The following is a 15,993-nucleotide window of genomic DNA, read 5'->3' on the forward strand; positions in this document are numbered from 1 at the left end:
AATAGTATTATAAGATACCATCTTATCCCATAAATGAGTGTAATTATCAATAGGAATTGATCAGATGAAAAAATCCTTTCTTACTCTAACTCTCTTGTTCTTTAGCCTAGCCAGTTTTCTCTTGTTACAAGACAGTGTCGCTTTACCTTTATCTATAGAAGGTAAGCAATTACCTAGTCTCGCACCAATGCTAAAGAAAGTCACTCCAGCAGTTGTTAGAATTTCTGTGGAAGGTACCCGTGTATCACATCAAAATCTACCTGAACAATTTTATTTTTTCTTTGGCCCAAATTTTCCAACAAAAAAACTTCAGCGTCCATTTAGAGGATTAGGATCTGGTGTAATAATCAATGCTATTCAAGGCCATATTGTAACTAATTACCATGTCATTGATGGTGCAGAAAAAATTCGAGTTAAACTGCATGATGGTAAAGAATATGATGCTAAACCGATTGGTGGTGATCAATTATCTGATATTGCACTGTTAAAGCTTAAAAAAGCAAAAAATCTTACTCAAATTAAAATTTCTGATTCAGATGATCTTCGTGTTGGAGATTTTGCAGTTGCGATTGGTAACCCTTTCGGTTTAGGACAAACTGTTACTTCTGGTATTGTTTCTGCTCTAGGAAGAAGTGGGCTTAATACTGGAAATTTTGAAAATTTCATCCAAACTGATGCAGCTATAAATACAGGTAACTCTGGAGGTGCTTTAGTTAATCTTAATGGTGAGCTTATCGGTATTAATACGGCTATTTTAGGTCCAAATGGTGGTAATGTTGGAATTGGATTTGCAATTCCGTCAAACATGATGAAAAATCTCATTGAACAAATTAAAGAATTTGGTGAAGTTAAACGAGGGAAGCTAGGTATAGAAGGTGGAGAAGTCACTTCAGATTTAGCTGAAGCCCTAGGTTACGAATCCAGCAAAGGTGCTTTTGTTGCCCAAGTTCAACCTGATAGCGCTGCAGATAAAGCTGGATTAAAAGCAGGAGATATAATAGTAGAAATTAATAGAAAACAAATTAACAACTTTGGAGAACTAAGAGCAAAGATAGCTACTGTTGGACCTGGTAAAAAGGTCACTTTAGGTATTATTAGGAATGGAAAGTTTAAACAATTTAATGTGACATTATCTGAAGAATCACTTAATAAAACTTCTGCTGGTAACCTGCATGAAGGATTAACTGGAGCAGAATTAGCTAATACTACTGAAAAAGATTTTATACAAGGAGTTAAAATCACTTCCGTTTCTCAAGGATCAAATGCAGAAGCATATCAGTTAAAACCAAATGACATCATTATAGCTGTAAATCGTAATAGAATTAAGAACCTTGCAGAATTTCGTTCAGTGATTGATAAAAAACCAAACATACTAGCACTTAACATCCAACGAGGTAATCGAAATCTTTACTTAGTAGTGAAATAAAAAAATTATTATAACTAAAAAAATGACTTCATAATTAATCATGCATGCATGTATGGATTGAACTGCTTTGAACTGTTAGAAACTAAACTACAGGATATATGTAGGTTTAGGATATAGTTTTTTATTTTTTTGTTCAGTTTTTATTGCCATAACTAAACTTATACACATTATTAACAGCATACAATTAAATGGCAAAGCAGTTGAAATTGCTCCGGCTTGCAGTGCATGAACTGCTTTATTTCCACCAATCCATAGCAAGATCATAGCAATGGTTCCTTCTAAAAAAGTCCAAAACACCTTCTGTCGAATTGGAACATGAACCTTTCCACCTGATGTAATACTATCTATTACTAAAGAACTGGAATCAAGAGAAGTAATAAAAAAAACTAATATTAATACAATTGTCATACTTGATAATACTGTTCCAAATGGAAGAGAATCAAGCAATTCAAACATGGCAAGTGATGCATTTGATAAAACGGTTTTGCCAAGTATACCAATATCACTTTGTAATTGATTAATTGCTATTCCACCAAATACAGAAATCCAAATTAATGTTACGGAACTTGGTATAAGAAGTACTGAAATAATTAATTGACGAATTGTTCTCCCTTTAGATATACGAGCAATAAAAGTACCTACAAATGGAGACCAAGATATCCACCAAGCCCAATAAGGTATAGTCCAATGTTGTAACCAAGTCTCATCTGAACGCCCATATACCTTGCTCAAAGGAATAATATTGGTAATATAGGATATCAATGTTTCTGGAATAGATACTAACGATACAATATAAACCATTAAAGCAACAAAAACTAAAAGAATAAAAGCAATTATTATATTGATATTACTGATAATTCTGACACCAGATTTAATTCCAAATACTACAGAAATAATGGCTAAAAAAGTCATAATAATAACTGAAAAAGCTTGCAGTTCTATATTAATTCTCAGATTAAAAATATGATTAATACCACTTGCCGTTTGCTGTGCAGCTAAACCTAATGAAGTTGCTAAACCGAAAATGGTTGCAAGTGTTGCAAGGATATCAATAAGATGACCTATCCAACCCCAAGTTTTATCACCTAGCAATGGATAAAATACTGAGCGGATAGCTAGTGGAAAACCTTTGTTATAAGTAAAAAAGGCTAAAGAAAGGGAAACAACAGCATAAATAGACCAAGGATGTAATCCCCAATGGTACATCGTTGCTCCTAATGCAAGATGAGCAGCCTCATCTGAATTAGCAGTAACATTGAGAGGAGTTTCATACCAACCAATAAAATGGGCAACAGGTTCTGCAACACCCCAAAACATTAAACCAACACCTGTACCAGCTGCAAATAACATTGATAACCAAGAAAAAAAGAATAATCTGAGGTTACGTTTTTACCACCTAGACGAATCTTACTATATGGGCTTAAAATTAGAATGAAGCAAAATATAACACAAACATTAGTTGAGGAAACAAATAACCAATCAAAGGTCTCAACAATATATTGTCTTAAGTTAAGTAATGCAGTTTGAATGGAATTAGTTTCAAACGACAATGTCAGCAATAAAAATAAAACAATTAAAGCAAAACTAACAATAAATACAGGACCATGAATATCAAATCCCCATTTTTTTATATTATCCTGACCTACAGTGTAATTAGCATTATCAATGCTATATTTATCGGTAATTTTTTTTCTCTTTCAATTAAATAGATTTTTAAAAAATGAAAGCCATACTGAAATCTAAAAGTAGAAGTATATCTTTAAGGTTAGAAAAAAAATGTAGAAAATAAAAACAGGCTAGCCTTTATTTTATCGTATAACTGAAATCATCGACGCCTAATTTTATTTCTTTTTAAATCTACTAGATACGGATAAAGTCCATATGCTCAATTTTTGGCTTAAATGGATGATGTTGAATATCTTTCAACCTAACCTTGATATTCTCACTACCAATTGCTAGGATAATTGAAATATGAAAACTGAACTTATCTATTTGATTAATAACATCACTATGTATTAGTGCAATAGAAACTGGTGGAAACTCACTTCCATAAATAACTGCTGGAAACTGACCAGATTGACGCAAACGCCTACTAGCACTTTTACCAAGCTCAGCACGGACTACTCCTTCTAATTTCATAAGTCTTTTACATTCTCCAATTTAAAATTTAAATAAAAGCAAATAAATTTTCGCATTTAGAAATTCAATCCAATAGATTTAAAAAACATTAAAACACGAATAGATACGTGAATAAGTAACTTATAATGAATTCCAGGATAGTAACATTAGCTATTTAATTGAGCAATAATTTTTTATAAAATTTCACTTCGGGTAATTAACTTTATTTCTATAGAAAATAGAAACCTAAATATCAGAAATATAAACTGAATTAATTTCAAGTTAAAAAAATAGAAGTACATTTTATTAGAATAGCTTTACTAAAAAATAAAGAGTCTTATGTCAAAGATATTATGGAAAAAAGCATGTCAGCTTAATAGTTCTTTATTGACGATAAAGAGATTATTCAAAAAATCTCCAAGTTACGTGCAAATTCTTTCTGAAGGATTAACAAACTATTGTTACAAAGTAGTCTTTTCTAACGGCAATAAGTATGTCTGGAGATTTAAGATACCTGCTGTTAAAAAAGCATTTCTAATTTCTCAATTTCAAGAGTTCCAAGTACTTTCTTTCATTCAATCTACCTTAATTGCTCCTAAGCCAATTATTGTTAATAGTCAAGGCATCCTTGTTGATTGGATTGAAGGAGATTCATTAAGAGTTATTAAAACAAGTTTTAATTCCGTTCTTAAAATCATTGTTAAAATACATGAATTAAATATAGATAATATTCATATTCCTAGATTTAATTTCATAGAAAAAGTGGATCACTATTGGTCACAAATTAGAAATGAATTGAAAACTCATAAATATCAAAAATTATATAATCACTGGAGAAATATACCTAATTTACCTAGCATTAATAATACATTATGTCACTTTGACCTAACAACATATAATATGGTGAATACAATATTAGGAAATAAAGTGATTGATTGGGAATATGCTACAATAAGCGATCCTCGTTTAGATTTAGCATTAAGTATTAATGCAGCTAATGAAGAAGTTTTTAAATCTGTATCCTATTATTGCAAACTTCGTAAAATCGTAAAAACAAATGATTGGATTGCAGGTGTTTTACTATGGAAGCCAAGAGCAATCATGATGGTAATGTTATGGTACTTACTCAATTATCAAATATGGAATAACCTAAAACACCTATCCGAGGCAGAAAAACTTAAAGATTATTTAATAGATTATTACTAATATCTAACATATATGCACTATATCATAATCAATTGCAATACTTCTTAATTCATTAATAGAAACAAAAAAATATAATTAGTATACTATGAAGAAAATAAAACTTTCCTATATCTGTAGTGATTGTGGTACAAATTTCCCTCGATGGCATGGACATTGTAACATTTGCGGAATGTGGAATACTATAAGTGAAATCAAATTAGCAAAACCTTCTAATCATAGTAAACAAAAATCATCCAGTAAAACTGAAAATAAAATACAAATATTATCAGATATTAATTTGCATAAACTCCCTCGTCTTAAAAGCGGTTTTAAAGAGCTTGACAGAGTTTTAGGTGGTGGGATTGTTCCAGGGGCTACTATTCTAATTGGCGGAAATCCCGGGACGGGCAAATCTACCCTATTACTTCAAATGATATCCATGCTATCAGAAAAAACAACAGCTTTATATGTCACTGGAGAAGAATCTCTCCAACAGATTGCTATGCGTGCATCTCGATTAAAACTCCATAAAAAACACCTAAAAATGTTATCTGAAACCAATATTACTAAAATTTGCGAAATTGCTAAAAAAGAGCAACTTCAAGTGATGATTATAGATTCAATTCAAGTTATGCGTATTACTGAATTACAATCGTCTCCTGGAAGCATAACTCAAGTACGTGAATCAGCAATGGCACTAACCCATTATGCAAAACAAAACAATGTCACAGTATTTATCGTAGGACATGTGACAAAAGATGGAACTTTAGCTGGTCCAAAAATACTTGAACATATTGTGGATTGTTCTATATTGCTGGACAGTAGTGCTGATAGTCGCTTTAGAATGCTTCGTAGTAAAAAAAATCGCTTTGGAGCAATTAATGAACTTGGTGTTTTTTCTATGACAAGCTACGGATTACAGGAAGTACATAATCCTTCTGCAATTTTTTTATCTAAAGAGAAAGAAGATATTCCTGGCAGTTCAATTATGGTCCTTTGGGAAGGAACTCGTCCACTACTTATTGAAGTTCAAGCTTTGGTTAACCGAGCACAAGCCAATAATCCTAGACGAATTTCAGTTGGTTTAGAACAAAATCGATTATCGTTATTGCTAACAATTTTACATAAACATGCCGACCTAGAAATTATTAATCAAGATGTATTTGTTAATGTAGTAGGTGGTGTGAAGATAACAGAAACTAGTGCAGATCTAGCTATTTTAATAGCCTTACTTTCTAGCTTCAAAAATAAATCGCTCCCAAAAGATACAATAATATTTGGTGAAGTAGGTCTTGCAGGAGAAATTCGTCCAGTACCTAGTGGACAAGAACGTTTAAAGGAAGCATCTAAACATGGCTTTAAAAAAGCAATTATTCCTTCAGCTAATGTTCAAAAAAACACAACATATAGTTTAAAAACCTACAGCGTTAAAAAATTATCAGAAGCAATTAAGATTATTGATAAATTATAATGAAATATAAATTAATATGTTTATATATTATCTGAGAATATTACGTTGATAAAGCTATTAGTTCTAAAAGACTATGATATAATCCTCGTGTGATTTTATTTTATAATAAACAGAGTATATACAATGGCAGATTTATCAAAATACAGAAACATTGGTATTTTCGCTCACGTTGATGCAGGGAAAACTACTACTACGGAGCGTATCTTAAAGCTAACGGGTCAAATCCATAAAACTGGAGAAGTTCATGATGGAGAATCAACTACTGATTTTATGGAACAAGAAGCAGAACGTGGTATTACTATTCAGTCTGCAGCTGTTAGCTGTTTCTGGAATAACCATCGTCTGAATATTATTGACACTCCTGGACATGTAGATTTTACCGTAGAAGTATATCGTTCTCTGAAAGTCCTCGACGGAGGTATTGGTGTATTTTGTGGATCTGGTGGTGTGGAGCCTCAGTCGGAAACTAATTGGCGTTATGCAAATGAATCCAATGTTGCTCGTCTAATTTTTATTAATAAATTAGATCGTATTGGTGCTAATTTTTTCAATGTTGTAAAACAAATAAAAAGCCTACTAGGTGCTAATCCATTAGTCATGACAGTCCCAATTGGTCAAGAAAATCAGTTTATTGGCGTGGTGGATATATTAAATCTTAAGGCATATGTTTGGGATGAAACAGATTTTCCTGAAAATTATGAAATTCAAGATATTCCATCAGATATGCTTGAAAGCATTACAATTTATCGAAAAGAACTAATTGAAACAGCTGTTGAACAAGATGATTATCTAATGGAATCTTATATGGAAGGCGAAGAGATTTCTATTGAAAATATTAAAACTTGTATCCGAAAAGGTACGAAAAACTTAGAATTTTTCCCCACTTTTTGCGGTTCCGCATTTAAAAATAAGGGTATGCAACTAATTCTAGATGCAATTGTAGATTATCTTCCTTCTCCAACAGAAGTAAATCCTCAACCTTTAATAAATCCCGAAACAGGAAAACCAACTGGAGAAATGGCTACAGTATCTGAAGATAATCCTTTTCGTGCCCTAGCATTTAAAATTATGGATGACCGTTTCGGTAGCTTGACATTTATCCGCATCTATTCAGGTTGTCTAAATAAAGGAGATACTATTCTCAATAGCACAACCAATAAAACAGAACGTGTTGGTCGAATGGTTGAAATGCAGGCCAATGAACGCAATGAGCTGACTAATGCCCAAGCTGGTGATATTATTGCTATTGTAGGTATGAAAAATGTGCAAACCGGTCATACTTTATGTGATGTTAAAAACAAATGCACACTTGAGCCAATGATCTTCCCAAGTCCAGTCATTTCAATTGCTGTATCCCCAAAAAATAAAGGAGGTTCCGAAAAAATGGCTGTTGCACTTAATAAAATGATTGCAGAAGATCCATCTTTTCAAGTTGAAACTGATAATGAAACAGGGGAAACTATCCTTAAAGGTATGGGAGAGCTACATCTAGACATTAAAATTGATATTCTAAAACGTACATATAATGTTGAACTAAATGTTGGTGCTCCTCAAGTTGCTTACCGGGAAACTATTACACAAACTGTCGAAGATAGTTATACACATAAAAAACAGTCTGGTGGTGCTGGTCAATTTGCTAAAATTGATTATCGCATAAAACCAGGTAAATTAAATTCTGGTTTTATATTCTCTTCAAAAGTCGTTGGTGGAAATGTCCCTAAAGAATTTTTACCTGCAGTAGAAAAAGGTTTTTTATCAATGATGAATAATGGCATTTTAGCTGGTTTCCCAATATTAGATATTGAGATTGAACTATTTGATGGTGCTTTTCATTCGGTTGATTCATCAACCATTGCATTTGAAATTGCTTCAAAAAATGCATTCAGACAATCTATGCCTAAAACAGATCCAAAACTCCTTGAACCAATAATGTACGTTGATGTGTTTACTCCAGGAGATCATATTGGTGATGTAATTGGTGATCTAAATCGTCGTCGCGGAATAATTAAAGATCAGCAATCGACTGCTACAGGAGTACGTATTAAAGCCAATGTACCTTTATCAGAGATGTTTGGTTATATTGGCCATTTACGTACCATGACATCTGGTCGTGGACAATTTTCTATGGAATTTAATCACTATACAAAATGTCCTGACAAAATTGCTGAAGATATAATCGCTACAAAAAAAGAGAAAAATAGCAAAAAATAAGTAATATACTTAACTTTAAACCATATTAGCTCTTAGTATTTCTATTGAAAGCAGATGGTTTAAAGTTTGTAATTGAATCTTTATATGATAGAATCATTCTTTATGATTTACTCACAAGTGAGGCTATCATTTCAATATGTAGAGTTGAATCATTTAAACAAGGTATATAGGTGAATTTACGACCTCCAGCTTCCATGTACTTATTTTTATATCTTACTAAAATTTCTTCTAAAGTTTCTAAACAATCACATGAAAAACCTGGAGCTAAAACATCGACATTTTTGATTCCTTGATTTGGAAGTTCTTTGAGGATTTTATCTGTATATGGACTTAACCATCTTATTCTGCCAAAACGAGATTGATATGAAAAACCAATCTCTTTGCTTTTTAATTCTAATACTTGCGCAAGTAAATCTGTTGTTTGTTTACAAAAACTAGGATAAATATCTCCACTTCTAGTTACATAAGATTCCGGAATACCATGATATGAACATAGTAAATAATCTCCTTTTCCATTATTTTTCCATGACTTTCTAATACTGTGAGCCAATGCCTTAATATATAAAGGATGATTATGATAATTGCAAATTAACCTATACGTCGGAATTAAAGGGATTTTCTTAAACACTTTTACTAATCTATCAAAAACTGCAGCAGTTGTTGTTCTAGAATATTGAGGGAAAAGAGGCAATATAATAATATCTGTAACTTTTTTAGATAATAGTTCTTGCACTCCGCTCTCTAAACTAGGTGAACCATAGGTCATACCTGATGACACTGGTAATTTCAACCTTTTATTCAATAATTGTACTTGTCTCTGAGTATATAAAATTAATGGTGAACCTTCATCCATCCAAATTTTTTGATATAACTTTGTTACTTTCTTAACTCGCATAGGTAATACTAGAGCATACAAAATGGGATACCACAACCAAGCATTTATGTCTATTACTCGCCTGTCAGATAATAACTGTCTTAGAAAAAGACTAACTCCAGTCATCGTTGGTTTACTAGGGGAACCAAGATTAACTAGCAAAACACCTAAGTTATTGCTATTTTTCATTATTTAAAATATAAAATATTAATTAATAATTACAGTCCATATATATTAAAAAGACCTCTACAAGGAAATTATATTAATGCTTTCTTGATATCATTAGTAAGTTCAGTTACTTTTTTTTCAGCATCAAACTTTAAATACCTTATATTACCAAGTTTAGCTTCTTCAAGATAATAAGAACTCAATGGAGCTGTTTGATCATAGTATATACTTAAACGAGCACGAATAGTTTCTTCTTTATCATCATTACGAATGATTAATTTTTCTCCAGTTATATCATCTTTACCTTCAACTTTAGGTAAATTATAAATTGTATGATAAGTACGACCTGAAGCGAGATGTATACGACGACCAGCTATACGTTTTACAATTTCATCATTGCTAATATTTAATTGAATAACATAATCTATAGTTATTTTCATTTCCTTTAATGAATTAGCTTGCAAGATCGTTCTAGGAAAACCATCAAATATAAAACCTTTATAACAATCCTTTTGAGCAATCCGATCCTTAATTAAACTTAATATAATATTATCAGAAACTAGATTGCCAGAATTAATTATTGCTCTGGCTCGTTTCCCTAGTTTAGTTTCTTTTTTAATAGCAATACGCAAAATATCACCTGGTGATATTTTTGGGAGATGATACCTTTCCATAAGCAATCGAGCTTGTGTACCTTTACCTGAACCTGGAGGACCTAGAAAAATAATACGCATATCTAATTCCATTTAAATAAATTATAAGTAATACTGAAATTATTGCTTTGTATATCCAATTTAATTGGAATAGTTCAATAAATAATAAAGCTTGCATAATTATGCAAGCTTTATTAGATTTCTATTTTAGAAAATTATGTTTTTACGATCAGTGTATTAATAGCAACTAAAAACTTAGACGGATCCTCAATCGAACCACGTTCAGTTAACATAGCTTGACCTAATAACACTTCAACCCAATAAGAAAAAATCCGCTCATCAGGTTCATCTGCCATACATTTTACTAACTCATTCTTTGGGTTAATTTCAAATATATATTTTACTTTAGGAACTTCCTGACCAGCAGATTCTAAAAGCTTAGACATTTGTGTTCCCATTTCAAAATCATCAGTAACCACCACAGCTGGTGTTGTTGCTAATTTAAATGTTATTCGAACTTCCTTAACTCGGTCGCCTAAGTATTCCTTAATACGTTCAATAACAGATTTAAACTCCTCTTCTGTTTCTTTATGCTTCTCTTGTTTTGTTTTATCATCAAATTGACTTAAATCAAGACCTGATTTAGTTATAGATTGGAATTTTTTACCATTAAACTCAGTTAAATGATTCATTAACCATTCATCAATACGATTAACCATTAAAATTACTTCAATACCTTTGGCATGAAACTGTTCTAAATGGGGACTGCTTTTAGCTGTCACATAATTATCTGCTGTTAAGTAATAGATTTTATCTTGCCCTTCTTTCATTCGATCAATATAAGAAAGAAATCCTACTGTCTGCTTAGAAGAGTCTGATTTCGTTGAAGAAAAACGGAGTAATCCAGCAATTTTTTCCTTATTTACAAGATCTTCTGCTGGACCTTCTTTCATAACCATTCCAAATTCTTGCCAAAATTTTTGGTATTTCTCTGCATCATTGTTTGCTAAATTCTCTAGGAGAGCAAGAATACGCTTAGTACAGGCACTACGTAATGACTGGGTCACTTTATTATCTTGAAGAATTTCTCGAGAAACATTAAGAGGCAAATCATTCGAATCTATTAAACCACGAACAAAACGCAAATAAGCAGGAATTAGCTGTTTGGCATCATCCATAATAAATACACGCTGTACATATAGCTTAAGACCAGATTTATGTTCACGATTCATCATATCCCATGGTGCCTTAGAAGGAATGTAAAGCAGGCTGGTATAATCATTTTTCCCCTCTACACGATTATGACTCCAAAGCATTGGATCACTAAAATCATGCGAAACATGCTTGTAAAATTCCTTATACTCCTCTTCTTTTATGTCTGATTTGTTTCTTGTCCAAAGGGCTTGTGCTTTGTTAATTTGTTCCCATTCTGTTTTTTCAGTTTCTTGACCTTTTTTATCCTTAACTTTAGTCATCATACAAACAGGAATACTAATATGATCAGAATATTTACTAATCACTTCACGTAAACGCCACTCATTAAGAAATTCTTTTCCCTCTTCACGCATATGTAAAATTACATCCGTACCCCGAGATTCTTTAATGATATTTTCAATAGTATATTCACCTTCTCCTGACGAATGCCATTCCACCCCATTATTAGATGACAAACCAGAACGAGTACGCACAGTTACAGAATCAGCGACGATAAATGCTGAATAAAAACCAACACCAAATTGACCGATCAATTGAGAATTTTTACTTTGCTCTTCTGAAAGATTAGAAAAAAATTCTGAAGTACCTGACTTAGCAATTGTTCCTAAATGTTCAATTACATCATTTCGACTCATACCAATACCGTTATCTGAAACTGTTAATGTATTGGTTATTTTATCAAAGGATAATTTTACTTTAAGGTCCCCATCACCTTGATAAAGCTCTGGATTTGACAATGCTCGAAAACGTAACTTATCGGACGCATCTGACGCGTTTGAAATTAGCTCGCGCAGAAAAATTTCTTTATTTGAATAAAGAGAATGAACCATAAGGTTAAGTAACTGTTTTACTTCCGATTGAAAGCCGCGAGTTTCCTTATTTTTCGTTGCCATTTCACTCATACTAGCTTTAGCTCCATAATAGATAAATTTTTATGTGTTTTAAAATATATAAGGACTAAAACACTTCATAATATCCCTTCGATTAACTTGGGGATCACAAAATTAAATTCAAGGTTATTGCTCATAAAAAAATTTATTATATTGAGTATTAAAAATCGAACTCTACTTAATATAGAATGTTTAATTCTATATTAAGTATATTTTAATCATGATAAAACTAGATTATTTTATAAAATAGTACAAATTAAATCATTACCAAGTAAATCTTTTCAACTCTCCCCAAAAAACTATACTCATAATAACTTTTCCAAAAAAGAAAAATCTCTTAGAATGATAGAAATTGTATTAAAATAATTAAAATTATGAATAAAAGTTTACTTACTAACATTATTGCATTATCTATACTCAGCATAAGTTATTATTTGAATAATCAACTTTTTTTTTATACTGGATTATTTGCTTTTTCAGGTTCAATCACTAATTATCTAGCTGTCTATATGCTATTTGAGAAAATTCCTTATATCTATGGTTCTGGGGTTATTCCTTCTAAATTTAAGGAGTTTAAATCTTCAATTAAAAATTTAATGATGGAAGAATTTTTTACTAAAGAGAATATAGATACCATTATGAAAAAAGAACTATTTCATAATAAATCAATAGATTTTAAATTAATTTTAAATAAAATTAATTTTGAGCCAACTTTTAGTTCTTTAATACAAGTAATTAGTGAGTCCTCATTTGGAGGAATGTTAAACATGTTTGGTGGTAAGGAAGCATTATATCCATTAAAAGAACCTTTTGTCCGAAAAGTAAAAAAATCAATAATTGAGATTACTCAAAGCAAAGAAATACAAAACATAATTCAGGAACAACTTCATACTTCTTTGATAAAAAAAGATATTCAGGAAAATATAACTCATATTATTGAAAAACGCTTAAAAGAACTGACACCAAAATTAGTTAAAGAAATGATAAAAAAAATAATCAAAGAACATTTAGGCTGGTTAGTAGTTTGGGGAGGTTTATTCGGTGGTTTGATTGGTATCATTTCATCATTTATTCAAATGTAGAATAAAACCTCAACACCATACAGAATTTTAATATCATTCTACTAGGAATTAATATTCCTAAAATGTAAGCAATAATACAAATTGCATAGAAAAAACAGTTCTTTCTAGGATCAACAAAAATTTGTAACTAGTATAAAACTTTTTCTTTTTCATTAATACATTGAAATATAAGCTTATCTTGATTTAGCAATACTTTTACTCTCCCTCCAGAAATTAATGAACCAAATAGTAATTCATTAGCTAAAGGTTGTCTGATTTTTTCTTGAATCACTCTTCTCATTGGACGAGCACCCATAAATTTGTCATAACCTTTGCAAGCTAACCAAGATTTAGCTTCCTCTGATATTTCAAAAGATACTCCTCGCTCATCTAATTGAACTTGTAATTCTACAATAAATTTATCAACAACTTGACGAACAACATTTTTATCGAGATTTTTAAACCAAATAATTTTATCTAAACGATTTCTAAATTCAGGCGAAAAAAATCTATTAATAGCTAACATGGAATCATCACTGTTATCTTGTTTAATTAAACCTATGGACCTTCTTTTAGCATCTTGGATTCCTGTATTAGTAGTCATAACTAAAATTACATTGCGAAAATCTGCCTTACGACCACTATTATCTGTTAATGTCCCATTATCCATAATTTGCAGCAGCAAATTAAGAATATCAGGATGTGCTTTTTCAATTTCATCTAAAAGCAGAACTGAATGAGGGTGTTTAGTTACTACATCAGTTAATAAACCACCTTGATCATAGCCCACGTAACCTGGAGGAGCACCAATTAAACGACTTACAGAATGACGTTCACTATATTCTGACATGTCAAAACGAAGTAACTCAATACTCAATAATTTAGATAATTGAATAGTAACTTCTGTTTTTCCTACCCCAGTAGGACCAGCAAATAGAAATGAACCTACTGGTTTATTATTTTCTCCAAGACCTGAACGTGTTAATTTAATCGATTCACTTAATGCACTGATTGCAATATCTTGTCCAAAAACTAACATTTTCATTTGACGATCTAATTGTTCTAATAGATATTTATCAGATGATGATATTGATTTCTCTGGAATCCGGGCTATCTTAGCAACAATAGCTTCAATATCAGCTACCCCAACAGTTTTTCTACGACGACGTATAGGTAGTAAACGACTATATGCTCCAACTTCGTCAATAACATCAATAGCTTTATCTGGTAAATAACGACCATTAATATACTTTGCTGAAAGTTCAACAGCAGCCCGAAGAGCTTTACTAGTATAACGAACTTCATGATAGGATTCGTATTTCTGTTTCAAACCAACCAGTATTTTCATGGTATCATCTAAAGAAGGCTCTAAAATATCAATATTTTGGAACCGACGAGATAAAGCATGTTCCTTCTCAAAAATATTATTATATTCCTTATAGGTAGTAGAACCAATACAACGAAGTTTACCCCGACTTAACAATGGCTTAATTAAATTTGCAGCATCAACTTGACCACCAGAAGTCGCTCCAGCACCAATAATAGTATGTATTTCATCAATGAATAAAATAGTATTCTCTTCATTTTCAAGCTGTCTTAAAACCGATTTTAAACGTTTTTCAAAATCACCTCGATATTTTGTTCCTACCAATAATAGGCCAATATCTAAAGAATAAACAATATTATCCTTCATAAATTCAGGGACTTGACCCTCAACAATTTTCCATGCTAACCCTTCAGCAATTGCAGTTTTACCAACACCAGATTCACCTACTAACAATGGGTTATTCTTACGACGACGACATAATATTTGAATGATACGATCAAGCTCCCTATCACGACCAATTAATGGATCAATGTTACCTTGCTTGGCTACTTGATTCAGATTAGCTGCAAATTTTTCTAAAGGTTCCGTAGAATTTACTTCTTCATTTTTTTTAAAAGAATCAGAAGATTCAGTAATTCTACGAGAAATAAAATTAACAATATCCAATCGAGTTATATTATTCTTTTTAAGTAAGTATACAGCATGAGATTCTTGCTCACTAAAGATAGCTATTAAAACGTTAGCACCAACAACTTCATTACTTCCAGAAGATTGCACATGAAATATAGCACGCTGTAAAACTCGTTGAAAACTTAAAGTAGGTTGAGTTTCTCGAGTTTTATCACATTTAGGAATGAGAGGAGTAGTTTTGTTAATAAATAAATCCAACTCCCGGCGTAAATTATCTAGATTTACCTGGCAAGATAACAATGCTTCTCTAGCTGTATCATTATCTAACAGTGTTAATAATAGATGTTCTACAGTTATGAATTCATGTCTTTTTTCTCTAGCACGAGCAAATGCAGCATTTAAACTTGACTCTAATTCTTTATTGAGCATATATGCCTCCTGGTAAGAACAATCTCATTGCTCGAAACAAGTAATGACACTTGTATTTTATTACCAATTTCTCTAGAGTAAATGCTACTTAAATTCAACTCTAGCTGCTCTCAGAGATTTAGAACTAACTTGTGAACATTTATATAATGATATAACTTAACTTATTAATATATCTAAATAATTTTAAATTTCAAAACAAATAAACCAAGAAGTTCAATAAAACTTTAATACTATTTAATCCTAGTTAATTTTGAAAAAATTAATATTATCAATAAACTAAAAAATCTATATTTTAAAATAACCATTTAAAAATAGCAGTACACATAAAATAATGC

At 31.3% G+C, this 15,993-nt stretch carries 10 protein-coding genes and 1 pseudogene; 5 read left to right on the forward strand and 6 right to left on the reverse strand.

The annotated features are described in order from the left end of the window. The first annotated feature begins 64 nt into the window (after positions 1–64). Complete coding sequence (locus O1U_RS01125) at positions 65–1,426, forward strand: DegQ family serine endoprotease (RefSeq protein ID WP_034411311.1); 1,362 nt, start codon at positions 65–67, stop codon at positions 1,424–1,426. 87 nt (positions 1,427–1,513) lie between these two features. Here the strand turns inward: O1U_RS01125 and O1U_RS01130 are convergent. Beyond that, positions 1,514–3,111: pseudogene (locus O1U_RS01130) on the reverse strand (BCCT family transporter). 175 nt (positions 3,112–3,286) lie between these two features. Beyond that, positions 3,287–3,565, reverse strand: coding sequence for a 50S ribosomal protein L25 (gene rplY / locus O1U_RS01135; protein WP_016503578.1), 279 nt, complete (start codon positions 3,563–3,565; stop codon positions 3,287–3,289). 318 nt (positions 3,566–3,883) lie between these two features. Between rplY and O1U_RS01140 the strand changes: the two genes are divergently transcribed. The 3 genes from O1U_RS01140 (at position 3,884) to fusA (ending at position 8,411) form a co-directional block, all read left to right on the forward strand. Then, complete coding sequence (locus tag O1U_RS01140; protein ID WP_016503579.1) at positions 3,884–4,750, forward strand: phosphotransferase; 867 nt, start codon at positions 3,884–3,886, stop codon at positions 4,748–4,750. Between the two features lie 85 nt (positions 4,751–4,835). Then, on the forward strand, positions 4,836–6,200 hold the full coding sequence (radA, locus tag O1U_RS01145; RefSeq protein ID WP_016503580.1) for a DNA repair protein RadA: 1,365 nt from the start codon (positions 4,836–4,838) through the stop codon (positions 6,198–6,200). Between the two features lie 123 nt (positions 6,201–6,323). Beyond that, a complete protein-coding gene (fusA, locus tag O1U_RS01150) occupies positions 6,324–8,411 on the forward strand; it encodes an elongation factor G (RefSeq protein ID WP_016503581.1) in 2,088 nt (695 codons plus the stop codon). Positions 8,412–8,511: 100 nt separating this feature from the next. Here fusA and hemH read toward each other — a convergent pair whose 3' ends face one another. The 3 genes from hemH to htpG form a co-directional block, all read right to left on the reverse strand. Then, positions 8,512–9,474, reverse strand: a complete 963-nt coding sequence (hemH, locus tag O1U_RS01155) for a ferrochelatase (protein WP_016503582.1) — start codon at positions 9,472–9,474, stop codon at positions 8,512–8,514. Between the two features lie 68 nt (positions 9,475–9,542). Further along, complete coding sequence (gene adk / locus O1U_RS01160) at positions 9,543–10,187, reverse strand: adenylate kinase (RefSeq protein WP_016503583.1); 645 nt, start codon at positions 10,185–10,187, stop codon at positions 9,543–9,545. Between the two features lie 134 nt (positions 10,188–10,321). Then, entirely contained in the window at positions 10,322–12,223 is a 1,902-nt protein-coding gene (gene htpG / locus O1U_RS01165; protein ID WP_016503584.1) for a molecular chaperone HtpG, read from the reverse strand. A gap of 362 nt (positions 12,224–12,585) precedes the next feature. Here htpG and O1U_RS01170 point away from each other — a divergent pair, with 362 nt between their 5' ends. Then, positions 12,586–13,293 (forward strand): DUF445 domain-containing protein, encoded by a 708-nt coding sequence (locus tag O1U_RS01170; RefSeq protein WP_034411308.1) that lies wholly within the window; start codon positions 12,586–12,588, stop codon positions 13,291–13,293. Positions 13,294–13,420: 127 nt separating this feature from the next. Here the strand turns inward: O1U_RS01170 and clpA are convergent, their stop codons facing one another. After that, on the reverse strand, positions 13,421–15,658 hold the full coding sequence (clpA, locus tag O1U_RS01175) for an ATP-dependent Clp protease ATP-binding subunit ClpA (protein WP_016503586.1): 2,238 nt from the start codon (positions 15,656–15,658) through the stop codon (positions 13,421–13,423). Positions 15,659–15,993 lie beyond the last annotated feature (335 nt).

Source organism: Candidatus Photodesmus katoptron Akat1, from assembly GCF_000478685.1.
Classification (GTDB): Bacteria; Pseudomonadota; Gammaproteobacteria; order Enterobacterales; family Vibrionaceae; genus Vibrio; species Vibrio anomalopis.

Excerpts from the sequence above, each read along its gene's own strand:
- O1U_RS01140 (WP_016503579.1), top strand. The coding sequence starts at position 3,884 with ATGTCAAAGATATTATGGAAAAAAGCATGTCAGCTTAATAGTTCTTTA.
- htpG (WP_016503584.1), bottom strand. The coding sequence starts at position 12,223 with ATGAGTGAAATGGCAACGAAAAATAAGGAAACTCGCGGCTTTCAATCG.
- hemH (WP_016503582.1), bottom strand. The coding sequence starts at position 9,474 with ATGAAAAATAGCAATAACTTAGGTGTTTTGCTAGTTAATCTTGGTTCC.
- fusA (WP_016503581.1), top strand. The coding sequence starts at position 6,324 with ATGGCAGATTTATCAAAATACAGAAACATTGGTATTTTCGCTCACGTT.
- clpA (WP_016503586.1), bottom strand. The coding sequence starts at position 15,658 with ATGCTCAATAAAGAATTAGAGTCAAGTTTAAATGCTGCATTTGCTCGT.
- adk (WP_016503583.1), bottom strand. The coding sequence starts at position 10,187 with ATGCGTATTATTTTTCTAGGTCCTCCAGGTTCAGGTAAAGGTACACAA.
- O1U_RS01170 (WP_034411308.1), top strand. The coding sequence starts at position 12,586 with ATGAATAAAAGTTTACTTACTAACATTATTGCATTATCTATACTCAGC.
- rplY (WP_016503578.1), bottom strand. The coding sequence starts at position 3,565 with ATGAAATTAGAAGGAGTAGTCCGTGCTGAGCTTGGTAAAAGTGCTAGT.
- radA (WP_016503580.1), top strand. The coding sequence starts at position 4,836 with ATGAAGAAAATAAAACTTTCCTATATCTGTAGTGATTGTGGTACAAAT.
- O1U_RS01125 (WP_034411311.1), top strand. The coding sequence starts at position 65 with ATGAAAAAATCCTTTCTTACTCTAACTCTCTTGTTCTTTAGCCTAGCC.